The organism is Micromonospora sp. NBC_00330, assembly GCF_036136635.1.
Lineage (GTDB): Bacteria > Actinomycetota > Actinomycetes > Mycobacteriales > Micromonosporaceae > Micromonospora > Micromonospora salmantinae.
The window spans coordinates 1,992,621-2,014,788 of the sequence record NZ_CP108012.1; the positions used below are offsets into that span (position 1 = coordinate 1,992,621).

Sequence of the window (22,168 nt, forward strand, 5' to 3'; positions counted from 1 at the left end):
GCCCGTGGACTCCGATCTTCAGCGCTACCTCGAGGACCTCGTCACCACCGCCCGCGACGTGCTCGGCGCCGACCTGGTCGGCGCGTACGCGGCCGGCTCGGTGGGGCTCGGGGCGTACCAGCCCGACCGCAGCGACGTGGACGTGGCGCTGCTCAGTGCCGGGCCGCTCACCGACACCGCCAAGCGGACGTTGGTCGCCCGGCTGCGGCACGAGGCGCTGCCCTGCCCCGCACGCGGACTGGAACTGGTCGTCTACGACCGGGCGGTGGCCGCCTCCGGCACCCCCGAGCCCGGCTTCGAGGTCGAACTCAACACCGGGGCCGGCATGCCGTTCCGGCGCACCCTCGACCCCGCCGACCGCCCGGCCGCCGACGGCCGATTCTGGTACGGCCTCGATCGCAGCATCCTGCACCAGAGTGGACTCCCACTGCTCGGCCCGCCGGCGGGGGAGGCCTTCGCCGACCTCGCCCCGGCCGACCTGCGCCGGCTGCTCATCGAGGCGCTGTCCTGGTGGCTCGCCCTGCCCACACCGCCGGCCGACCAACCCGCGCCCGGCACCGAGGACGCCGTACTCGGCGCCTGCCGGTCACTGGTGCGCCACCGCGACGGTGTCTGGCTGGCGAAGGTGGCTGCCGGCCAGCGGCTGATCGACGCCGGCGACCGGGCCGAGGTGATCCGTCAGGCGGTCGCCGCACGGCACGGCGGGCCGCCGCCCACCGGGGCGCAGGCCCGTGCCTTCCAACAACGGGTACGCGACGAGATCGCCGGGTAGCGGTCGCCTGGGCGGGTCCTGCGGCGCTCAGCGGACCGGGCTGGACTCCAGCGAGGCGAAGAGCAGGTTGAGACCCTCGGTCATGGTCGGGTGGGTGATGATCGCGTCCCGCAGGGCGGTCCACGGCATTCCGGCGAGCATGGCCAGCTGCACCGAGGTGATCACCTCACCGGCCTCGGCGCCGAGCAACGACGCACCGAGGATCCGGTCGGTGCCGCTGTCGACGACCGCCTTCCACATGCCCTGGGTCTGGCGCAGGGTGCGTGCCCGGGGGATGGCGGCGACCGGCAGGTGGGCCACCTGGACGTCGTACCCGGCGCGGCGCGCCTCGGTCTCGGTCAGCCCGATCCGCGCCAGCTCCGGGGTGGTGAAGACGGTGTACGGGATCAGCCGGTCGGCGGTGCTGCGCTGGCCTCCCGCGAGGTTCGCCCGGATGATGCGGTAGTCGTCCAACGAGACGTGGGTGAACTGCGGGCTGCCGGCGACGTCTCCGGCCGCCCAGGTGCGCTCGGCGCTGGTGCGCAGGTGCTCGTCGACCTCCACGAAGCCCCGCTCGCTGAGCCGTACGCCGGCCACGTCCAGGCCGAGCCCGCCGGTGACCGGTTCCCGCCCGGCCGCCACCAGCACGTCGTCCCCGATCACCACGCTGCCGTCGTCCAGTGTCACCCGGAGCGAGCCGTCGGCCTCCCGGTCGACCCGCGCGACCGCCACACCCACCCGTACGTCGATGCCGTCATCGAGGAAGACGCGCATCACCGCGTCGCTGACGTCGGGGTCCTCGCGGGTGAGCAGCCGCGGACCACCCTCGACCAGTGTCACCGCGCTGCCGAACAACGCGAACATCTGCGCGAACTCCACCCCGACGGTGCCGCCGCCGAGCACCACCAGCCGGGCCGGCAGCCGGTCCAGGTGCAGCAACTCGTCGCTGGTGAGCACCCCGGCCTCGGCCATCCCGGGCACCGACGGCAGGTGGGGGCGGGTGCCCGTGTTGATCACCACGTCGCTGCCGCGCAGCAGTCGCTCGCCGCCGTCGGCGAGTGCCACCCGTACGGTTCGTGGGCCGACGAACTGGGCCTCGCCGATCACCAGGTGCAGGCCGGAGTCGAGGAACTGCTGCCGGTTGGCGGCGACCATCCCCTCGACCACGTCCTGCTTGTGCGCGCGCAACAGGTCGATGTCGACCCGACCGCCCTCCACCGCCAGGCCGAGCGCCGACGCGTCCCGCAGCTGACGGGCCGCCCGCGCGCTGGTCACCAGCGCCTTCGTCGGGATGCACGCGACGTTGATGCAGCTGCCGCCGATCATGCCGCGCTCGACCATGGCGACCCGCTGACCGGATCGGGCGACGTCCATGCTCAACGTCTTGCCGGCTTTGCCGCCACCGACGACGAGCAGGTCGAACTCCTCCGGTTGGTCGGTCACCGGGCGCTCCTCTCGGTCACCGGCCAGGCCGGCGGCCACCGCTGGTGCGCGGCGGCCAGCCCAGCCTGCCAGCTCAAGCGGGCACGGCGACCCGGTTCCGCGCAGAATCCGCCCGGGCCGCCCCGTCCCTTGATCAGGTGATGAGAAGTAGGTCTGCGGGCCATCCACTACCTACTTTTCATCACCTGATCACCGCTGGGCGCTCGGCCCGGGCCCGGGTGCAACCACTGCTGATGGTCAGTGCCGGGCGGCGCCGTTCTCGCTGACCGGCTGCCCGAAGGCCAGGAACGGTACGGGCGTCGGTGCGTCAGTGCCGATGTGCCGAGGGAAGATCCGCTCGGCGTCGTCGGCGCCAGCCTCCCGGGCCGCCGTAGGTTCGGACGTCGTCGGATCGTCCGCCACCGTCGGTGCGTCCGCCTCCTCGTCGTTCGCCTGCTCCGCCTGGGCCCGCCCGCCAGTGGACTGTTCTACCGGGGCCAGGTCGGCGTAGCCGTTCTCGACCCGGCTCCGGTCGGCAGGTGCGGCGTTGAGCGGGGCGCGGTCGGCAGTGGCGCGATCGGCGTCCGCATCGTCCACTGTCGGTCGCTCGGCGGAGTACCTGTCGACGCCGACGCGCTCGACGGTGAGCCGCTCGACGCCTACCCGCTCGGGGGCGGGCCGGTCGGCGCTGGAGCGGGAACCCACCATCGGGTACTCGGCGGTCTCCGTACCGCCGGCTGCCGCGGCCATGACAGCGGCGGCGGCGAGGTCGGCCACCCGCTTCGCCTCCCGCTGTACGCGGGCGCGGACCTCCTTGGCGTGCCGCTCGGCGGAGTCCCCGGCCCGGCGGGCCTCGTCCAACCGGGCACTTTCGGCGGTCAGGTCCCGACGGACCTCACTGAGTCGCTGCTGCATTCGGGACAGCTCGTTCTCCAGCGTCTCGCCCTCCTGGCGGATCTCGGCGAGCTGCTGGCGGCCGGTGTCCAGCTCGGCGTTCAGCTCGGCGGCTTCCTGCCGGCGCTCCTCGAGCTCCTTCTGCAGGGCGGCGAGCTGCTGCTGATGGCTGGCGGCCTGTTCGTCGGCGCGGTTGCGCAGCTCGGTCACGTGCTGCTGTGCCTCGGCCAGCAGCGCGGCGATCTGCTGCTCGGTCGCGCTGCGCTGCTCGGCCAACTCCTGCTCGGCGGCGGCCTGCTGTTCGGCGATGTCCTGCTCGGCGGCGGTACGCCGTTCGTTGACCTCTCGCTCCACGCTGGCCTGCCACTGGGCCATCTCCTGCTGGTGCTTGGAGCGGGTCGACTGGAGTTCCTGCTGGATCTGGGTACGGGCCGACTTCATCAGCGCATCGGCGGCCACCCGGGTCTGGTTGAGCTGCTGCGCGCTCTGCTCGGTGATCCGCTTGGCCTCGTGCTGGGCGCGCTCGTGCGCGGCCTCACCGTCGGCCCGCAACTGCTCGGCGTGCTCGCGGATCGCTGTCAGTTCGGCCTCGGCCAGGGTGCGCCGCTCCTCGTGCGCCTGCTCCTGCTCGGCCCGCCGGGCGGCCAGCTCCTCGGCCAGATCCTGACGTGCCTGCGCGGCCCGCTCACGGGTGTCGGCGAGGATCCGCTCGGACTCGCTGCGCAGCTCGTTGGCCCGATCGGTGGCCGACTCGGTGATGATGCCAGCCTGCTTCTCGGCGAGCGCCATGATCTCGCCGACCATCGGGCCCAGATCGTGGAACGAAGCGCGGTCCACCTGCACGGGTTGCTCCTGAAGCTCGGCCAGTTCGGCGCGCAGCCGCTGCACCTCGGCGGTCAGTTCACGGACGCGGACGGCGGAACGCCCGTGCTCTCCGCTCAGCATCGCGATCTGGCCGTCGAGCTGCTCCAGGTGTCTGTCCACCTGGCGTTTGTCGTATCCGCGCAGGGCGAGCTCGAAGCTCGGCCGGGAGGCCGCATCGTCGCGTGCTGCGTGCGGCTCAGCGCCGATGGACATGCACCATCCTCCGTACGATCGGGGCGTCAGGGTCGGCGGTCGCCTGCCCCACGGGCCGTCAGTGTGGCGCAACGCTACCGCCGAGCGGACCTCATGCGAAGTCCTGCCCCACCACCTCTCACGTTGCCGTCCCGCGTCCCCCCGATCCCGCGCCGATCATGGACTCGTGGTGCCGGAAAGGTGGTGCTCCACCACCTTTGTCATCCACCACAACTCCATGATCGACGCAGGTCACCTCGGTGCGAGGTCAGCGTCGGCGGGCGACCAGGACCGCGTCGTGGTGGGTGATGCCCTCGCCGTTCTGGTTGGTGACGAGGCGGGAGCGTTCCTCAGCCGCCAACACCTCCCAGTGGGTCGGCTCCAACTCGGCGGCCACGTCCTGCGCGGTGTACATCGCCTCCGGCATGTGCATCCGGTGCGCTGCTCCCCACAGATCCGACGGGTGGTGCCCGACGATCAGCAGGACGCCGCCTGGTGCCACAGCAGCGGCCAGCCGGCCGAACAACTCCCGCCGCTCCGCCGGTGGCAGGTGCATGAACTGCGCGGACACCAGGTCGTACGCCTCCTCGGTGGGCGGCTTGTCCCGTAGGTCGGCGTGGGTGAACTCGATCCGGTCGCCCACGCCGGCGGCCTCGGCGTGCGCGGCGGCCCGGCTCAACGCCGTGGTCGAGATGTCCACCGCCGTCACCTGCCAGCCGCGCTCGGCCAGCCACACCGCGTCGGCGCCCTCGCCGCTGCCCACGTCCAGGGCGCGCCCCGGGGCCAGGTCGGTGACCTCGGCGACCAGTTGCGGGTTCGGCCGGCCACTCCAGACCGAAGGGCGGGACTGGTAGCGCTCCTCCCACGCCGGTTCCTCGAACGTCGTTGCCAGCATCTGCCGGTACGCGGCCACCGCGTCGCGGGTCTCCTCGGCGATGAGGTCGGCGTTGATCGCCGCCGCCGCGTTCAGGCCGGCCCCGGCGGACGTGATCACCTGACCGCGGATGTCGGCCACGTTGCCCGCCACCCAGACACCCGGGACGGTCGTCGCGCCGGTGGCATCGGTCGGGATCTGGGCGCCGATGACGTGCTCACCCATCGTCACCTCCTCCGGGGCGAGACCCAGCCCCACCAGCACGTCGGCGCGGGGAGTCAGCCGCGTCGCCACCACTATCGCGTCGAGGGCCACCACCCGGCCGTCGGCGAGCCGTACACCGGTCAGCGCGTCGTCGGTCACCTCCACGGCGGCGACCGGGCCGGGCACCACGGCGATGCTGCGGGCGGCGAGCCGCTCGGCGGTCTCCGCGTCGGGTGCCGGGGAGTCGTGCAGGAGGAGCAGCACGCTGGGGCTCCACTGTCGCCACATCTCGGCCTGGTGCACGCTCAGCGGGCTGGTCGCCAGGACGCCGATCCGGCGGTCCCGAACCTCCCAGCCGTGGCAGTACGGGCAGTGCAGCACGTCGCGACCCCACCGCTGGGCCAGGCCGGGCACGTCGGGCAGTTCGTCGGTCAGTCCCGTGGTCACCAGCAGCCGGCGGGCCCGCACCGAATCTCCGCCGTCCAGACTCAGCCGGAACCCGTCGTCGTCCCGGGTCGCGGCCTGCACCCGTCCGGTGCGGAACTGCCCGCCGTACCCGGCCACCTCGGCCCGTCCGATCGCGAGCAGCTCCCCCGGCGGCGTCCCCTCCCGGCCCAGGTAGTTGTGTATCCGGTCGGCCGGCGCGTTGCGCGGCTCACCGGAGTCGATCACCAGCACCGACCGTCGGGCCCGGCTCAGCGCCAGGGCTCCGCTGAGCCCTGCGGCGCCGCCACCCACCACCACCACGTCGTATGTCTCGTCCACCGGTATCTCCCTCTTGCTCTGTCGGCTGCGCCCACCATCCGTCGCCGCCGGCAGGGTGGCAACTATCCTTGCCGTTATGGCAAACGAGGACAGTGCCGCGCTGGCGGCCGTCGGCCCCCGGCTGCGTGCCCTGCGTCACCAACGCGGGACCACGCTGACCCAGCTCGCCGACCTGACCGGCATCTCGGTGAGCACCCTGTCCCGGCTGGAGTCCGGTAGCCGTCGGCCCACCCTGGAACTGCTGCTTCCGCTGGCGAGGGCCTACCAGGTGGCGCTTGACGAACTGGTCGACGCCCCCGCCACCGGCGACCCCCGGGTACGCCCCAAGCCGATCGTCATCCACGGCGTGACGTATCTGCCGCTGACCCGCCGACCGGGCGGTGTCCAGGCGTTCAAGCAGATCTTCCCGCCGGACCCGTCCGCCGGGGGCCGAATCCCACAGGCCCACGAGGGGTACGAGTGGCTCTACGTGCTCTCCGGCCGACTACGCCTGCTGCTCGGTGATCGTGATCTGACGCTGACCCCGGGGGAGGTGGCCGAGTTCGACACCCGCATTCCGCACCTCTTCTTCAACCCCGGCCCCGGCACCGCCGAAGCCCTCAGTCTCTTCGGGCCGCAGGGGGAGCGGCTGCACGTGCGCGCCCGCCCCGCCGCCGCGCCGGACAAGGGGTAATGGTCGATCAGATCGTCGACACCGGACCGGGCGAGCACCTGCACCTGCGGGGCCTTCACCGGCAGTCGGCCGGGGCGCAGCGCCAGTACTCGGGCACGGCCGGACGGACGGAGAACTGCCAGGGTTCGGACCTTCGATCACATTCATCGATGGTCGCGATGGCGGCGCCGACACCAGTACCGCGAACTACCAGCGAAGACTCCAACTCCACCAGGTACGGCTGGAGTGCGAAGAGCTCCTAACGGTCGCTGTGGTTGCTGCCGGTGGAGCGGAGTGACCGGCGACGGCCTTCCTGATCCGGCTCGTTGTCCGCCACCGGATTGCCCAGCCGGGTCACCCAGTCGACGAACTCCGCGTCCTGTCTCGGCAGCGGCTCGCCGTCCGCCAGGGTGCCCGCGGCGTCCCCGTCGGCCCGGGACTTGTTGCGCCGGAACAGGCCCAGCCGCCCGCTGGTCCGTCCCGCCTCGACCACGGATGCCGGGTCGGTCCCGGCGGTGCGGGCCGGCACAGCATCGGTCGTGGGCGGGGGCCCGGCGCGCTGGGCGGTCGCGAGGGCGTCCCAGTTCGCGGCCCGGTTCAGGTTGGGCAGGGGCGGCCGGTGCCGAGGTGGGGGCGCCGGTTCGGGCCGCTCGTGCGTGCCGGCTGACCGGGTCGCCTCGGCACCCGGAGCGGGCTCGGCCGAGGGCGGCACCCGCCGCGCCGGAACGACCGGCCAGGTTGCCTGAACCGGCGTCCGGTTGGTCTTCGGCGGTTGGTACATCCGGAGGGTCCCCGGAGCGACGAGGGCCCCGTCGGCCGGCATCCCTTCGGGTTCGGTGTTGTCGGCCTCGGCCTCCGCCGTCCCGGAGCCGTCCCCGGCAGGTCCCGTGGGAAGGTAGGTTGCCGTCGCGGGGGCCGGTTCCGATGTCTCCGGGGTGTCATCGAGGTCGGCCGGTGTGGCGAGGTCGGCGGGTGCGGCCGATGCGGCAATAACAGCCGGTGCGGCGCTGGCGTCCCGGTCCCCAGCCGGTGCACCGAAGCCCAGCGGTTCGGCTGCGGTCGGGAGCTTCGCTGTGATCGCGCCGGCGACCGGCTCCGTGCCGGCCAGGTCGACGGGCTCCGGCTCGTCGGTCGTACCACCACCGGCCGGCCTCATGGCCTGCCGCACGGTTGGGCCGGCGGACAGCGGACGGAGAATGTCGGTTGGCTCGGCGACCCGCGCTTCGGCGGTGCGCGGCAGGAGCGGCCGGCGGAACAACGCGGCGGCGGCCGAACCGAGCGTACCGGCGGCGACGGCGAGCAGCGCCCCGTAGTACGGCGTGATCTGGTACCGGTCGATGGCGTCGCCGGTACCGGCGGCCAGATAGGTGAACGCGATCAGCACCGTGCCGCCCGCTCCGGTCACGCCGTTGACCAGCGGCGGATGCCCGCGCCAGCGGGCCAGCCCGCCGGTCGCCGCGCCGATGAGCAGGGCCACCGCCGGCAGAATCAGGATCGCCAGCCGGTGTGCCGCGTCGGCGTCGAGCCCGGCCGGCTCCAGCACACCGAGCCGTACGGCGGGCACCGGCCCAGCGGTTGCGAGCGACGGGACGACCGAGACGAGCGCCAGCAGCCAAACCGCGCCACCCACTGCCGCCATGTTCCAACCCAGCGGCGGCTTCACCAGTACGGCGATCGCGGCACCCGCGCCAACCAGCGCGCCGAGGGTCGCGCAGATGCCGACGGCCCAGATCGGGTCCACAGAGAAGCGCTCGGCGGCCTGGGCCGGACGGACGAAGAGCGGTGCCACGACGGTGGCGCCCAGCGCGGCGGCGGCGGCGACGGCCACCAATCTGCGGCTCCCCAGCCCCCCGTACTGGCGGGCCAGGCGTGCCGCGACGACGGTGCCGGCGACGGCGGCGTGTGCCGCGAACCAGCCCACCCAGACGAGCTGGGCAGGCCACTGGTTGACGGCGGCGCCGGTCGAGGCGCCGCTGAGCTGGACGATGCCGAAGCTGAACGCGATGCCGAGTTGACCGGCACCGGCGAGCATGCCCACCCCGAGCGCTGCGAGCAACAGGTTGCGCCATGTGCGAGAGACCATGTCCGGCACGTTACGCACCTAATGCGGTGGTTTTTCCGGAAATGCCGGTTTCTTCGTCCGACCCCCGTGCCAGCGGTTACTTCAGTCTGACCGGGCGCACGATGTACCTGGTGCCGCCCTCATCGCTGAGCATGTGGACGGTGGACGGTGGACGGCGGCCGGGTCGCGGTAGATGACGCCGGCGGTCGGCACGGCGGCCGATCGTTGGGAGCGCATCCGACCAGTCGAGATCGGGTGCCTGCCTACGGCAAGCATGACAGGGGATACGGGCGTGACCCACGAGCACCGAACGTTCCACAATCCTCAGCCTTCTCGCCAGGGCTCACCGAGCGGATCGCCGACTCGATCATCCGCCACACGAACTGACCTCGGGCCGCCCGGACCCGGGCGATAGCCGAGCACGAATCGCGCTCAACTGGCTATGGCCCGGCCGTGCCGACATCAGCGCCGGGCGCTGGAGTGGATCGCCTGCCGCGCGGTGGCGGTGACGTGCCGCGAGGGCCGGACCGGTTCCCCTCCGGTCCGACCCCCGCGATCAGGTCCGCGCTAGGCGCGGATCCTGCGCTGCCGGACGACCAGCAGCAGCGCCGCGCCGAGGAGCACCGCCAGCACGCCGGCGCCCATCCAGAGCCCGGCCGGGAACGACGTACCGGTCACCGGGAGCTTGCCCTTCACCGGGATGGTGATGGTGGACTCGGGCGAGACCGGCGCCGGTCCGTCCGGCGGGGTGCCGGTCGCCGTCGCGGTGTTGCGCAGCGACCCGTGGTGATAGTCGGCCTTGCTGACCGTGTACGTCGCCGTGCAGGTCACGGCGGCGCCGGCCGCTAGGGTGACGGCGGCGTTCGGGGTCCGCCCCGGGCCGCAGGTGATCGGGCCGAGGTTGGCCGCCGAGGCCGGCGCGGTCAGGGCGTCGGTGATCGTCACGCCGGTCAGCGGCACCTGACCGGTGTTGGTGACCACGAACTGGAACGGCACGTGCTGCCCCGGTCGGACGATCTTGTCGGTGCTGCTCGACTTCACCACTGTGATCGCCGCGCCGCGGGTGGCCGTGACCTCGGCCGAGGCCGGCGCGGAGCGTACCGGTGCGGGTGGGTCCTGGCCGGGGATGGTCGGTGGCGTGCCGGCCGCGACTGCCGTGTTGGTGATCCGGCCGGTTTCGATGTCCGCAGCGGTTACCGCGTAGGTCGACGTGCAGGTGGTGCTCGTCCCGACGGCCAGGGTGACCGCGCCGTTGGCGACCGGCGGGGTGCCGCAGGTGATCGCCCCGGGCGTTCCGGTGCCGGAGAAGTCGGTCTCGTCGACAGTCACCGCGCTGAGCGCCGTGGTACCGGTGTTGGTCACCACGAACCGGTACGTGACCACGTCACCGGCCGCGGACACCACTGTGGGCGTCACCGACTTGGTGATGGCGATCGCCGGGTGCGGGATCGGAATGTCCACCGGCGACGGTGGGGAGACCGGCGGTGGCCCGAACGTGGGCGTACCGGTGGCCGTGGCGACGTTGCGCAGCGACGAGCCGGTGAAGTCCTCAGCGGTCACCGTGTAGGTCGTCCGGCATTGGATGGAGGCGCCCGGCGACAACGTCACAGCGCCGTTCGGGATGTTCTGCGGACCGCAGGTGATCGGCCCGAGCACACCGCGCTCGGACGGCGGCAGCACCGTGTCGTTGACTGTCACGTTGGTGAGGGTGAAGCCGCCGGTGTTGACGACCAGGAAGGTGTAGGGCACCTGCTGGCCCGGCGCGGCGATCGCCACAGTGGTTGTCGACTTGATCACCTCGATGTCGGCGACGAGGCCGGACTCCGGGATGGTCAGTGTCGACGGCGGCGAGTCGACCGGAGCGCCCCCGCCCGGCGGTGTGCCGTGCGCGGTGGCGACGTCGGTGACGCCGTTGTTGTCCAGGTCGGCCTGGGTGACGGTGTAGGTGGCGGTGCAGGTGGTGCTCGCGCCGGGCGCGAGGGTGGTGGCGGCGCAGGTGATCGGTCCCAGGTCGGCGTTGGACGACGGCGGGGTCTGCACGTCGGTCACGTTGACGTTGGTCAGCGTGAGCCCACCGGTGTTGACCACGTGGAACCGGTACGGGACCTGCTGACCGACCGCGGTGATCGCCACCGTCGTGGAGGTCTTCACGACCTGGATCGCGGCGATGATCCCCGCGTCCGGAATGGTGAGCGTCGCCGGCGTCGAGTCGATCGGGTCGTCGCTGCCGGCCGGTGTGCCGTGTGCGGTGGCGACGTCGGTGACGCCGTTGTTGTCGAGGTCGGCCTGGGTGACGGTGTAGGTGGCGGTGCAGGTGGTGTTCGCGCCCGGGGCGAGGGTGGTGGCGGCGCAGGTGATCGGGCCGAGGTCGGCGTTGGACGACGGCGGTGTCTGCACGTCGGTCACGTTCACCGAGGACAGCGTCACGGTGCCGGTGTTGGCCACCAGGAACCGGTACGGCACCTGCTGACCGACCGTGTTGATCGAGACGGTGGTGGACGACTTCAGCAGCGAGATCGACTGGATCAGGTCGGCCGCCGGAATGGTCAGCGTCGAGGGCGCCGAGTCGATCGGGTCGTCGCTGCCGGCCGGTGTGCCGTGCGCGGTGGCGACGTCGGTGACCTCGTCGTTGTCGAGGTCGGCCTGGGTGACTGTGTAGGTGGCGGTGCAGGTGGTGTTAGCGCCCGGGGCGAGGGTGGTGGCGGCGCAGGTGATCGGGCCGAGGTCGGCGTTGGACGACGGCGGTGTCTGCACGTCGGTCACGTTCACGTCGTTGAGCGTCACGCCGCCGGTGTTGGCCACCAGGAACCGGTACGGCACCTGCTGACCGACTGCCGTGATCGACGTGGTGGTCGACGACTTCACCACTGAGATGCCGGGGACGACCACGTCGCTCGGGATCGTCAGGGTGGCCGGCGGCGACTGTACGGGCGGCCTACCGCCGGGTGGTGTGCCCCGCGCGGTCGCGCTGTCCCGGACCGAGCCGAAGTCCAGGTCGGCCTGGGTGACGGTGTAGGTGGCCGTGCAGGCGGTCTGCGCGCCGGGCGCGAGGGTGTTGGCGGCGCAGGTGATCGGGCCGAGGTTGGCGTTCGACGACGGCGGGGTCTGTACGTCGGTGACGGAGATGTTTGTCAGCGGGACGCCGCCGGTGTTGACCACGTGGAACGAGTACGGCACCTGCTGACCGACGCTGTTGATCAGCGTGGTGGTCGACGACTTGATCAGGGCGATGTCGGCCGGGGTGGCGCCCGCGCAGGACAGTGTGGTGCTGAACGGGAAGTAGTGGATCTCACCGCCGCGGTGGTCCAGCGTGCGGGTGATGACGCTGCCCTCGGTGTTGCTGGAGGAGAGGTCGGTGAGGCTGGCGTTGGGGGCGTAGATGGTGCCCTCGACGGTGGCGGCGTTCGGGGTGAGGGTGAGCGCGGTGGCGGTCGGGAAGTTGAACAGGACGTAGCGCGCCTGCGACCCGCCGATCCCGGCGAAGTTCGGGGCGGTCCAGGCGAACGTGTTGCCCACACCGCTGGTGTCCACGTTGACCAGCAGTGGCGTGGCGGCGGTCGGCTGGCTCGCGAAGGTCAGGATCTGGATGTTGGCCAGGTCGGCGGCGGTCAGATTGAGCACGTTCGTCACGCCCGGGGTCAACGTGACGACGGCGTTGCTGCCCGGCGGGATCGGGCGGGGCAGCACGTCGCCGTTCGGCGTCCGCAGCACCACTGTGTTGTCGCAGGTGGCCAGGCCGGCCGTGGTGTCCCGGAAGGCGGCGAACGCCCCGGCGAAGTTGATCGGCGAGGTCGGCCCGACGCTGGCAACCGGCTGCCGGGTGACCAGTTCCACCCGGGGTGAGGCGTCGTAGTCGTTCGCCGGCAGGATCCGGGTGTTGACCTGGGCGCCGTTGTTGTCGGTGTCACGGACGAAGGTGCCGGTCAGGTTGCCGACCTTGGCGTAGCCGTTCGAGAGCACCTGGAGCCGGCTGCCGCCGACGCTGCCGGCGAAGTTGACCCGTCCGCCCACGACCAGGGCGCTGGGGTTGGCGTCGCCGGGAACCACGAACGACCCGGCGGTCGCTCCGGCGAGTTGGTAGTTGCCGAAGGTGAGGTCGCCGCCGACAGCGAGGGTTCCCTCGTTCTCGTCGTTGTTCACAGTGGCGTTGCCCTCGGTCATCACGCCGAAGCTCAGCGCCTCGGCGACCGGGTCGACCGGGCCGATGGCCTCGTCGACGGCGGCCAGTACCGGGTTGATCGGGGTGGGCGCGGCGGGCGCCGGCACCAGCAGACCGTTGACCGCCAGCACGCCCGCGACGGCGGCCAGCGCCGTCGCCCGTGACCTGCGGCTACCCCACCACGAAATTCTCATCACGCCCCCGTTGGTTCGAATGTGCCAGGGGAGCTTATAGGGGAGAAAACACGCTTATGCCGGTTTTGTCCGAATGGCGGTTCTGCCGGACGGGCTTCGAACTGTGCGCACCGAACTTCCGTGTTTATGATCGACAACCCCCGACCGGGGATCCGACATGGCCGATCGATTCGGCCCGGAGCAGAGCTGAGGTGCGCGACGGTGATCCGCGAGGCGTACGCCTGCTGGGTGCGCGAACCCGGCGTGGCCGAGATCCAGCCGGTGTCGCTGACCGCCCCGGGCCCCGACGAGGTGCTGGTCCGGACCCGCTACTCCGGGGTCAGCCGGGGCACCGAGACGCTGGTCTTCGCCGGCCGGGTGCCCGCCGACCAGTACGCCACGATGCGCGCACCGTTTCAGGAGGGCGAGTTCCCCGGCCCGGTGAAGTACGGCTACCTCAGCGTCGGCGTCGTCGAGCAGGGCCCGCCGGAGCTGCTCGGGCGAACGGTGTTCTGCCTGCACCCGCACCAGAGCGCGTACGTCGTGCCGGTGAGTGCTGTGGTGCCGGTGCCGGAGGGGGTGCCGGCCGCCCGGGCGGTGCTCGCCGGCACTGTGGAGACCGCCGTCAACGCGCTGTGGGATGCGGCGCCGCTGGTCGGCGACCGGGTCACAGTGATCGGTGCGGGCATGGTGGGCTGCTGCGTCGCGGCGCTGCTGGCCCGGTTCCCCGGCGTCCACGTCGAGTTGGTCGACACCGACGCGCGCAGGGCCGGCGTTGCCGGGGCCCTCGGCGTCGACTTCGCCAACCCGGCCGACGCCAGTGGTGACCGGGACCTGGTCGTGCACGCCAGCGCCACCGCCGCCGGCCTGCAACAGTCGCTGGACCTGCTCGCCCCGGAGGGCACCGTCATCGAGCTGAGCTGGTACGGCGACCGCCCGGTGCAGGTGTCACTGGGCGGCGCGTTCCACTCCGGTCGACTCAGCGTGCGCAGCAGCCAGGTCGGCATGGTGGCACCCGCCAGACGGGGACGGCGCAGTTACGCCGACCGACTGGCGCTCGCCCTGGACCTGCTCGACGACCCGGCCTTCGACGCGTTGATCACCGGCGCGTCGCGCTTCGCGGAGCTGCCCGACGTGCTCGCCAGGCTGACCTCGGGCGACCTGCCCGCGCTCTGCCACCTCATCACCTACGAAGACGGAGAGTGACAGTGTTCAGCGTGACAGTTCGGGACCACATGATGATCGCCCACAGTTTCCGAGGCGAGGTGTTCGGGCCCGCCCAACGGCTGCATGGCGCGACGTTCGTCGTGGACGCGACGTTCCGCCGGCCCGACCTGGACGCCGACGGGATCGTGGTGGACATCGGCCTGGCCACCGAGCAGCTGCGGGCCGTGCTGAGCGAGCTGACCTACCGCAACCTCGACGACGAGGCGGCCTTCGCCGGGGTGAACACCACCACGGAGGTGCTGGCCCGTACGGTCGCGGACCGGCTGGTCGAGCGGGTGCACGCCGGCGAGCTGGGCGCGGGGGCGCGCGACCTGACCGGCATCACTGTCACCCTGCACGAGTCGCACATCGCCTGGGCGAGCTACGAGCGGTCGTTGTGACCGATGCGGGCCGGGCGGTGCACGTCGTCCTGCCCGGTGACATCGACGATCCGGCCACGCCCAGCGGCGGCAACTTCTACGACCGGCGGATCTGCGCGGGGCTGGGCGAGCGCGGCTGGTCGGTGCACGAGCATCCGGTGCCCGGCGCGTGGCCGCACCCCGACCCGGCCGACCGGGCGACGCTGGGCGGGGTGCTCGCCGCCGCGCCCGACGACGCCGTGGTGCTGGTCGACGGCCTGATCGCCTCGGCCGTGCCGGACCTGCTCGCCCCGCACGCCCGTCGGCTGCGCCTGGTGCTCCTGGTGCACCTGCCGCTGGACGACGAGCCGGAGGCCTGCGCCCTGGCCACCGCCCGGGCCGTCGTCACTACCAGCGAATCGACCCGCCGTGCCCTGCTGGCCCGCCACCCGGCCCTCGCCGGCCGGGTCCGGGCCGCGCCGCCCGGCGTGCGGCCCGCGCCGCCCGCGGCCGGCTCGGTGGCCGGCGACCGGTTGCTCTGCGTCGCGGCGGTCACCCACCACAAGGGGTACGACGTGCTGGTCGACGCGTTGGCCACGCTGGCCGGCCGGTCGTGGACGATGGTCTGTGCGGGCACCCTGGCCCGGGAACCGGATCTCGTGCACCGGCTGCGCGACCGCTTGACCGGAGCGGGCCTCACCGAGCGGGTGCGGCTGGTCGGCCCGCTGACCGGCGCGGCGTTGGACGACGCGTACGCCGCCGCCGACCTGCTGGTGTTGCCGTCGAGAGGCGAGACGTACGGCATGGTGGTCACCGAGGCGCTGGCCCGCGGCCTGCCGGTGGTGACCACCGAGGTGGGCGGGCTGCCGGAGGCGCTCGGTCACGCGCCCGGCGGTGAGCGCCCGGGACTGCTGGTCCCACCCGGTGACCCGGCGGCGCTGGCCGCCGCGCTGATCCGCTGGCTGGACGACGACGCGCTGCGCGCCCGGCTGCGGCGTGCCGCTCTCGCCCGGCGCGACACCCTGACCGACTGGCCGGTGACCACCGCGTTGCTGGCCGGCGTGCTGAAGGAGGTGGCGGAATGACCGCCGAGGAGACCCTGCCGTTCGCCGACTGGCTGCGCTTGCGTGAGCCGGCCGACGCGGCGGCGCGCGCCGAGGACCTGCTGGACGCCGTCCGGGCCCGACTGACCGGCGACGCCCCGACGGTGATCCACGACCTGGGTAGCGGCACCGGGTCGATGAGTCGTTGGCTGGCCGCCCGGCTACCCGGACCACAGCACTGGGTGCTGCACGACCGGGACGCCGACCTGCTGGCCCGGGCCGCCGAGGGCATGCGGGGGGTGACCGCCGCCGACGGCGCCCCGGTCACCGTCCACACCCGCTGCGGCGACCTCACCCGGTTGACCGCCGCCGACCTGGCCGACGGTTCCCTGGTCACCGCGTCCGCGCTGCTGGACATGCTCACCGCCGAGGAGATCGAACGGGTGGCGACCGCCTGCGTCGGCCGGCCAGCCCTGTTCGCCATCTCGGTGACCGGGCGGGTCCGGTTCACCCCGGCCGACCCGCTCGACGAGGCGGTCGAGGCCGCGTTCAACGACCACCAGCGGCGTACCGTCGAGGGCCGGCGGCTGCTCGGCCCGGATGCCGTCGCCGCCACCGCCGCCGCGTTCGCCCGGCGCGGCGTCGACGTGCGGGAACGGCCCAGCCCGTGGCGTCTCGGCCCGGATCAGGCCGACCTGACCGCCGAATGGTTCCGAGGGTGGCTCGGGGCCGCCTGCGAGCAGCACCCCGACCTGGCCGGACCCGCCCAGGCGTACGCCCGCCGTCGGTTGGCTGACGCGGCGGCCGGCCGACTCACGGTGCTTGTCGAACACACTGACCTCCTCGCCGGTGGATGAACCGTTCACGCCCTGGGTACGTGCACTAGGGCAAGTGGACGATCTTCAAAGGGAGGCCGGCGCCGATGTTCTGGGCCTGGGCACGAGTGGTCGGCGGGGTGGGTCTGCTCGCCGTCCTGCTGTGGCAGGTGGGCAGCGGCCCGTTCCTCGCCGGGGTACGACTGATCGACGCGTCAGCGTTGGCTGCGTCGCTGGTCATCGGGGTGCTCACCACCGTCTGCGCGGCGTGGCGGTGGAGCCTGGTCGCCGGCGGCCTCGGCGTACGCCTGCCGTTGGCGACCGCTGTGGCGCACTGCTACCGGGCCGTCTTCCTCAACGCCACACTGCCCGGAGGGATGCTCGGCGACGTGCACCGCGCGGTACGCCACGGCCGCGACGCCGGTGACGTCAGCCGGGGCATCCGCGCGGTGGTCTGGGAGCGCGCCGCCGGGCAGGTGGTCCTGGTCGGGGTCGCGCTGGTGGTGCTCGCCGCCTTCCCGTCCCCGGTCCGGCCGTACCTGCCGGTCGCCGCCGCGCTGCTCGTCGCCGGCGGGCTGGTCGTCGTGCTGGTGGCCCGGGTCCTTCCGAACGGTGGCGGGTCGCGCTGGTCGACGGCGCTGCGTACCGCAGTGGCGGACGTACGGTCGGGTCTGCTGGCACGGCGCACCTGGTTCGGTGTGCTGGTCGCCTCGGCCGTGATGGTCGCCGGTCACCTGGCCACCTTCCTGGTGGCGGCGCGTACCGCTGGATCGGACGCCCCGCTGTCCCGTCTGCTGCCGTTGACGTTGCTCGCCCTGCTCGCCATGGGCCTGCCGTTGAACGTGGCCGGGTTCGGGCCGCGGGAAGGGGTGGCGGCGTGGGTCTTCGGCGCGGCCGGCCTCAGCGCGGCCGAGGGCGTCGCCACCGCCACCGTCTACGGCGCACTGGTGTTGGTGGCCAGCCTGCCCGGGGCCGCCGTGTTGCTGGCCCGTCGGCGTCGAATTCCGGTCGCCGCTCGGGAAGCCGCCTCCGGCGGCGGATGTTGAGTCGGTTGTGAGACGGTACGCGTCGCCGGACGGCGGTGGCGCCGGACAAAGGAGTCCCATGCCCGAAGCATTGCCGGTTGCCACGATCCGCACGCAGGTCACGGTGCCGCTGGCGTTTCCGGATGGCTACACGACGACCGCGCGAGTGTTCACCTTCAAGGGCCTGGTGGACGGCCGGGAGCACCTGGCCCTCGGCCTCGGCGACTGGGCGGGCGCCCTGGACCGGCTCGCCGCCGGGGGAGCGGCCCCGCTGGTGCGTCCACACAGCGAGTGCCTGACCGGCGACGTGTTCGGCAGCCAACGCTGCGACTGCGGGCCGCAACTGCGCGAGGCGGTGCAGCGGATCGCCGAGACCGGCGGTTTCCTGCTCTACCTCCGGCAGGAGGGCCGTGGCATCGGCCTGTACGCCAAACTCGACGCGTACGCGTTGCAGGACGCCGGGTTGGACACCTACCAGGCCAACGTCGCGCTGGGCCGGGGCGAGGACGAGCGGGACTACACCGCCGCCGCGCAGATGCTGGCCACGTTGGGAGTGCCGCGGGTCCGACTGCTGAGCAGCAACCCGGACAAGGCCGAGCAGTTGACCCGGCTGGGCGTGGACGTGGCCGAACGGGTGCTCACCAGCGTCTTCCTCTCGCCCGCCAACGCCGACTACCTGGCGGCGAAGGCGGCCAAGGCGGCGGAGGTCGAGGCGGCCGAGGCGGTCGAGGCGGCGGATGTGCTCGCGGGTCGTGCTCCTGAGCGGCCCGTCTCCCGATGAGTTGGCGGCCGGGCCCGACGCGGCCGTACGTGCTGCTGAGTTGCGCCGCCTCCATCGACGGGTACATCGACGACGCCTCCGAGCAGCGGTTACTGCTGTCCAACGAGGAGGACCTGGACCGCGTCGACGCGGTCCGGGCCAGCTGCGACGCCATCCTGGTCGGCGCCGGCACCGTCCGACGAGACGACCCTCGGCTGCTGGTGCGCTCCCCGAGCCGCCGGGCCGAGCGGGTGGCGGCAGGTCGGCCCGCCTCGCCCACCAAGGTCACCCTGACCGCCCAGGGCGACCTCGACCCGACCGCCCGCTTCTTCACCGCCGGTGATTCGGCCCGGCTCGTCTACTGCGCCACCGGCGCGCTGGAGAAGACCGAGGAGCGGGTCGGCGCACTGGCCACCGTGATCGACGCGGGTGAGCCCGTCGACCCGGGGTGGCTGCTGACCGACCTGGCCGCGCGGGGCGTACAGCGGTTGATGGTGGAGGGCGGCGGGACGGTGCACGCCCAGTTCCTCGCCGCCGGTCTCGCCGACGAACTGCACCTGGTGGTCGCGCCGTTCTTCGTCGGCGACGGCAGCGCGCCCCGGTTCGTCGGCGAGGGTCGTTTCCCCTGGCACCCGGGCCGTCGCGCCCGCCTGGCCGAGGCCCGCCAGATCGGCGACGTGGTCCTGCTCCGCTACGCCCTCTCCGACCGCTGCCCCACCAACCCCACCGCCCCTGCCGCCCCTCCCGGTCCTACGCGTTGATCATGGGGTTGGCGGGCGATTCGATCTCCGCGGACCCCGCCAACCTCATGATCACCCAGGCCGGACCGGACCGGACCGGACCGGGCCGTGCCGGGCGGGCCGGGCCGGGGTGGGCCGGGCCGGGGTGGGGTGGGGTGGGGTTATTTTGTGGACGGTGGGGGTGGGTTCGGACAGAATCTCCTGATGTCCGTAGCGCCCCTGGCCCTCCTGCGCTGGCAGTTCGACCTGACGTGGTCGCTGTTCGAGTACCACCTTGAGCGACTCGAACCCACGGACTTCCTCTGGGAGCCGGCCGACCACTGCTGGTCGGTGCGGCAGAGCACCGACGGCACCTGGACCCCGGACTGGGCCGACACCGAACCCGACCCGGTCCCGGTGCCGACGATCGGCTGGCTCACCTGGCACGTCGGCTGGTGGTGGACAGTGGCGATGGACCATCTCCGGGGTGGATCAGCGCGGCAGCGCACGGCCGTTGTCTGGCCGGGCGCGGGCGAGCCGAGTGTCGCCTGGCTGCGTGGCCTGCGCACCGAATGGCTGGGTCTGCTCGACCAACTCGGCGACGGCGACCTCGACCGCGTCGCGACGTTCCCCTGGCCGGACGGGACCGACCACACCGTCACGCACACGATCGGTTGGGTCAACTCGGAGCTGATGAAGAACGTCGCGGAGATCGGTCAGCTCCGGCTGCTCCGCGCCGCACGAACCGATCGGGACGGCCCGGCCGCGCGACCCTAGGCCAACGCGGCGAGGGCGCCGGGTGCGGTCAGTGGCCGGGTGGTCGTACCGACAGGTCGTGGTGGAAGACGTTGCGGGGGTCCCAGCGGGCCTTGACCTGTTGCAGCCGCCGGTAACCGGACCCGAAGTAGACCTCCGGCCACTGTCGGGACGCGGTGACGAGGTCGACGTCGGGATAGTTGATGTAGGCGCCGTCCGGGGGCACACCGCCGGTGTCGGCGTACATGTCCCGGTAGAACTCGCGTATCCAGGCCAGGTGTCGGGGGTCCCCGGCCGGGTCGCCCCAGCCGGCGAGGTAGAACAGCAGCATGGACGCGTCCCGCTGGACGGAGGCGGTGGCACCCGATGCCACGGCGTTGATCGCCCCGCCGTAGGTGTTGAGGCTCAACGAGCCGGCCGGCAGGTCGCTGTCGCGGGTGAGGTGGCGGTAGGCCACGTGCAACTGCCGCTCGGTCAGGGGTACGCGATGGAAGGCGGACTTGACCTTCAACCGCCAGCTCTTGCCGTCGTCGTCATGGCTGCCGAGGGTCGCTGTCAACCACGGCAGTGTCTCCGCCGAGACGACCGGCGTGACACCGACGCCGTCGCCGAGCGCCCGGACGAGTTCGTCGAGCACCTGTCGGCTGCCGTGCGGGACCTGACCGGCGAGGGTGTGACCGCCGGCCTGCGGGCGGGACAGCACCAGCTCGGCGTACAGGTGCCTGCCCCGGGAGTCGGGCGCGCCGTTGCGGGCGCACCATTGGCCGAAGTTGCCGGCGAGTCGGTGGAAGCCCGGCTCGTCCATGCCGGCCCACGGCCACGTGACGGTGACGTCCAGTACCCGCGCGGGTGGGGTGGGAAGCGAGCGGAACCAGTAGCGCGTGACCACGCCGAAGGTGCCCCCGCCACCACCGGTGTGCGCCCACCACAGGTCGCGGTGCGGGTCGGTCGGCTCCCGGGTGGCGACCACCGCACTGGCGGTGCCGTGCCGGTCGACCACTACCACCTCCACCGCGTACAGGTGGTCCACCACGAGTCCGTGCAGGCGGGAGAGGCGACCGTAACCGCCACCCGCGATGTGACCGCCGACGCCGACTCCCGGGCACGATCCACCGGGGAGGGTCACCCCCCAGCCCAGAAAGAGCCGGCGGTACGCCTCACCGAGCGTGGCGCCCGCCTCGACCGCGAAACCGAACCGTCGGGGGTCGTGGTAGACCTCGGTCAGCCCGGACAGGTCGATCACCATCCGGACCGCCGGGTCGTCCACGAACCCCTCGAAGCAGTGCCCACCGCCGCGCACCGCCACCCGTCGGCCGGCGCGGACGGCGTCCTGCACGGCCGCGACGACCTGCTCGGTCGAGCCGACCACGCGCACTTCGTCCGGCGTGCCCACGAACCGTCGGTTGCCGCGGCGGACCAGGTCCGCGTACCGGGGATCGTCCGGCCGCACCCGGACCGGGCCGAGTGGGGGCACGCCCCCCGCCGGTGGCGCGGCGGAGACCGGGGACGGAGAGAGGACGGCGGCGGAGGCGACAGCGCCGACGCGGAGCAGATCTCTGCGGCTTGGCGGATTCATGGCCCCGATCCTGTCGCCGCCGGGTGGACGACGTGCAGTACTTTCGTCACACGGAGTGCCGTGACGAAACTGGAGGCGGCGTGCTCAGTGTCCGGTGTGTCGAGTGCGAGGCGGAACTGCCCGTCGGCGCCGGCCGGGGGCGCCCACGCCGCTACTGCTCCCGGCGCTGCCAGGCCCGCGCGTACCGCAGGCGTCGTGAGCACGGCCCCACCAGCAGCCCGCGTCGGATTCGGGACCTGCCCGCGCCGACCGGCGGCGACCCGCGCCACCGGTTGGTCGCCCTCGCTGTCGAGCTGGCGGACGCGGGCGGGCTGGACGCCGTCTCCCTGCGGGTCCTCGCCCAACGCGCCGGCCTGCCCGCCCACGCCGTGTACCGGCACGTCCGGAACCGGGCCGACCTCCTCGCCGCGATGGCCGAGCAGATCACCGCGACCCGCCCGCCCGGCACCGCGCCACTACCGCGCGACCCGCGCCAACGGCTCGAACGGCTGGCTGGGGACGAATGGGCGATGTATCGCCGCCATCCCTGGCTGCTGGCCATCCTCGCCACCGACCGGCCGCCGACCGGGCCGGCGGTACTCGCCATGGTCGACCGGGTGGTGGCGGCATTCACCAGCGCCGGATACGAACCGGCCGAGGCGTTCCGCGCCTACCTGGCGCTCAGCGGCTACGTCCAGGGCATGGCCCTGCTCATCCGACGTGACCCCGAGGACACCACCTACCACGCCTGGTGGGCGGCGACCGTCACCCGGCTGGAGCGGACCGGCCGTACCCGGGGCCGACCATGGCTGGCCGCGGCCGGGCAGACCAGACCCGACGCCGACCTGGACACCTGGTTCCAGTTCGGCCTGGGCGGGCTGCTCGACGGCCTGTTGCACAGCCCCGCTCGGTAGGGTG

Annotated in this window: 17 protein-coding genes and 1 pseudogene; 11 read left to right on the plus strand and 7 right to left on the minus strand. The window is 72.7% G+C overall.

Going from position 1 to position 22,168, the window contains the following annotated elements:
* The first annotated feature begins 4 nt into the window (after positions 1-4).
* Positions 5-772, plus strand: a complete 768-nt coding sequence (locus OG598_RS08730; protein WP_328653932.1) for a nucleotidyltransferase domain-containing protein — start codon at positions 5-7, stop codon at positions 770-772.
* Positions 773-799: 27 nt separating this feature from the next.
* Here the strand turns inward: OG598_RS08730 and OG598_RS08735 are convergent, their stop codons facing one another.
* The 3 genes from OG598_RS08735 to OG598_RS08745 form a co-directional block, all read right to left on the minus strand.
* A complete protein-coding gene (locus OG598_RS08735) occupies positions 800-2,194 on the minus strand; it encodes a dihydrolipoyl dehydrogenase family protein (protein ID WP_328653933.1) in 1,395 nt (464 codons plus the stop codon).
* A 237-nt stretch (positions 2,195-2,431) separates the two neighbouring features.
* Positions 2,432-4,144, minus strand: coding sequence for a hypothetical protein (locus OG598_RS08740; RefSeq protein ID WP_328653934.1), 1,713 nt, complete (start codon positions 4,142-4,144; stop codon positions 2,432-2,434).
* A gap of 247 nt (positions 4,145-4,391) precedes the next feature.
* Entirely contained in the window at positions 4,392-5,966 is a 1,575-nt protein-coding gene (locus OG598_RS08745) for a bifunctional NAD(P)/FAD-dependent oxidoreductase/class I SAM-dependent methyltransferase (protein ID WP_328653935.1), read from the minus strand.
* 76 nt (positions 5,967-6,042) lie between these two features.
* Here OG598_RS08745 and OG598_RS08750 point away from each other — a divergent pair, with 76 nt between their 5' ends.
* Positions 6,043-6,639, plus strand: coding sequence for a helix-turn-helix domain-containing protein (locus tag OG598_RS08750; RefSeq protein ID WP_328653936.1), 597 nt, complete (start codon positions 6,043-6,045; stop codon positions 6,637-6,639).
* A 238-nt stretch (positions 6,640-6,877) separates the two neighbouring features.
* Here the strand turns inward: OG598_RS08750 and OG598_RS08755 are convergent, their stop codons facing one another.
* The 3 genes and pseudogenes from OG598_RS08755 to OG598_RS08765 all read right to left on the minus strand — a co-directional run.
* The gene (locus OG598_RS08755; RefSeq protein ID WP_328653937.1) at positions 6,878-8,701 is read right to left on the minus strand and encodes a hypothetical protein; all 1,824 of its coding nucleotides are present in this window, start codon (positions 8,699-8,701) and stop codon (positions 6,878-6,880) included.
* Positions 8,702-9,247: 546 nt separating this feature from the next.
* Entirely contained in the window at positions 9,248-11,569 is a 2,322-nt protein-coding gene (locus tag OG598_RS08760) for a DUF7507 domain-containing protein (protein ID WP_442931497.1), read from the minus strand.
* 93 nt (positions 11,570-11,662) lie between these two features.
* Positions 11,663-13,033, minus strand: a pseudogene (locus tag OG598_RS08765) (choice-of-anchor A family protein); the annotation flags it as partial.
* Positions 13,034-13,234: 201 nt separating this feature from the next.
* Between OG598_RS08765 and OG598_RS08770 the strand changes: the two are divergent.
* The 8 genes from OG598_RS08770 (at position 13,235) to OG598_RS08805 (ending at position 19,716) form a co-directional block, all read left to right on the plus strand.
* Positions 13,235-14,218, plus strand: coding sequence for a zinc-dependent alcohol dehydrogenase (locus OG598_RS08770; RefSeq protein WP_238682389.1), 984 nt, complete (start codon positions 13,235-13,237; stop codon positions 14,216-14,218).
* A gap of 2 nt (positions 14,219-14,220) precedes the next feature.
* Positions 14,221-14,619 (plus strand): 6-pyruvoyl trahydropterin synthase family protein, encoded by a 399-nt coding sequence (locus OG598_RS08775; protein WP_112590267.1) that lies wholly within the window; start codon positions 14,221-14,223, stop codon positions 14,617-14,619.
* Positions 14,616-15,662, plus strand: a complete 1,047-nt coding sequence (locus tag OG598_RS08780) for a glycosyltransferase family 4 protein (protein WP_328653938.1) — start codon at positions 14,616-14,618, stop codon at positions 15,660-15,662. Before OG598_RS08775 ends, OG598_RS08780 begins: the two co-directional genes overlap by 4 nt.
* Positions 15,659-16,477, plus strand: a complete 819-nt coding sequence (locus OG598_RS08785; RefSeq protein ID WP_328653939.1) for a class I SAM-dependent methyltransferase — start codon at positions 15,659-15,661, stop codon at positions 16,475-16,477. The genes OG598_RS08780 and OG598_RS08785 overlap by 4 nt, the downstream gene beginning before the upstream one ends.
* A gap of 65 nt (positions 16,478-16,542) precedes the next feature.
* On the plus strand, positions 16,543-17,481 hold the full coding sequence (locus OG598_RS08790; protein WP_328653940.1) for a lysylphosphatidylglycerol synthase transmembrane domain-containing protein: 939 nt from the start codon (positions 16,543-16,545) through the stop codon (positions 17,479-17,481).
* A 58-nt stretch (positions 17,482-17,539) separates the two neighbouring features.
* Positions 17,540-18,241: a GTP cyclohydrolase II gene (locus tag OG598_RS08795; protein ID WP_328653941.1), complete on the plus strand. Its 702-nt coding sequence runs from the start codon at positions 17,540-17,542 to the stop codon at positions 18,239-18,241.
* A complete protein-coding gene (locus tag OG598_RS08800; protein ID WP_328653942.1) occupies positions 18,238-18,981 on the plus strand; it encodes a RibD family protein in 744 nt (247 codons plus the stop codon). The genes OG598_RS08795 and OG598_RS08800 overlap by 4 nt, the downstream gene beginning before the upstream one ends.
* Before the next feature lie 183 nt (positions 18,982-19,164).
* Positions 19,165-19,716, plus strand: a complete 552-nt coding sequence (locus tag OG598_RS08805) for a DinB family protein (protein ID WP_328653943.1) — start codon at positions 19,165-19,167, stop codon at positions 19,714-19,716.
* Positions 19,717-19,744: 28 nt separating this feature from the next.
* On the opposite strand, the gene OG598_RS08810 is transcribed toward OG598_RS08805, so the two are convergent.
* On the minus strand, positions 19,745-21,271 hold the full coding sequence (locus tag OG598_RS08810; protein ID WP_328653944.1) for an FAD-binding oxidoreductase: 1,527 nt from the start codon (positions 21,269-21,271) through the stop codon (positions 19,745-19,747).
* 80 nt (positions 21,272-21,351) lie between these two features.
* On the opposite strand from OG598_RS08810, the gene OG598_RS08815 reads away from it, so the two are divergent.
* Positions 21,352-22,164, plus strand: coding sequence for a TetR/AcrR family transcriptional regulator (locus OG598_RS08815; RefSeq protein WP_328653945.1), 813 nt, complete (start codon positions 21,352-21,354; stop codon positions 22,162-22,164).
* Positions 22,165-22,168: the final 4 nt, after the last annotated feature.

Coding starts and splice junctions, on each gene's coding strand:
- OG598_RS08805 (WP_328653943.1), top strand. CDS start 19,165: ATGTCCGTAGCGCCCCTGGCCCTCCTGCGCTGGCAGTTCGACCTGACG.
- OG598_RS08740 (WP_328653934.1), bottom strand. CDS start 4,144: ATGTCCATCGGCGCTGAGCCGCACGCAGCACGCGACGATGCGGCCTCC.
- OG598_RS08750 (WP_328653936.1), top strand. CDS start 6,043: ATGGCAAACGAGGACAGTGCCGCGCTGGCGGCCGTCGGCCCCCGGCTG.
- OG598_RS08785 (WP_328653939.1), top strand. CDS start 15,659: ATGACCGCCGAGGAGACCCTGCCGTTCGCCGACTGGCTGCGCTTGCGT.
- OG598_RS08800 (WP_328653942.1), top strand. CDS start 18,238: ATGAGTTGGCGGCCGGGCCCGACGCGGCCGTACGTGCTGCTGAGTTGC.
- OG598_RS08810 (WP_328653944.1), bottom strand. CDS start 21,271: ATGAATCCGCCAAGCCGCAGAGATCTGCTCCGCGTCGGCGCTGTCGCC.
- OG598_RS08755 (WP_328653937.1), bottom strand. CDS start 8,701: ATGGTCTCTCGCACATGGCGCAACCTGTTGCTCGCAGCGCTCGGGGTG.
- OG598_RS08790 (WP_328653940.1), top strand. CDS start 16,543: ATGTTCTGGGCCTGGGCACGAGTGGTCGGCGGGGTGGGTCTGCTCGCC.
- OG598_RS08795 (WP_328653941.1), top strand. CDS start 17,540: ATGCCCGAAGCATTGCCGGTTGCCACGATCCGCACGCAGGTCACGGTG.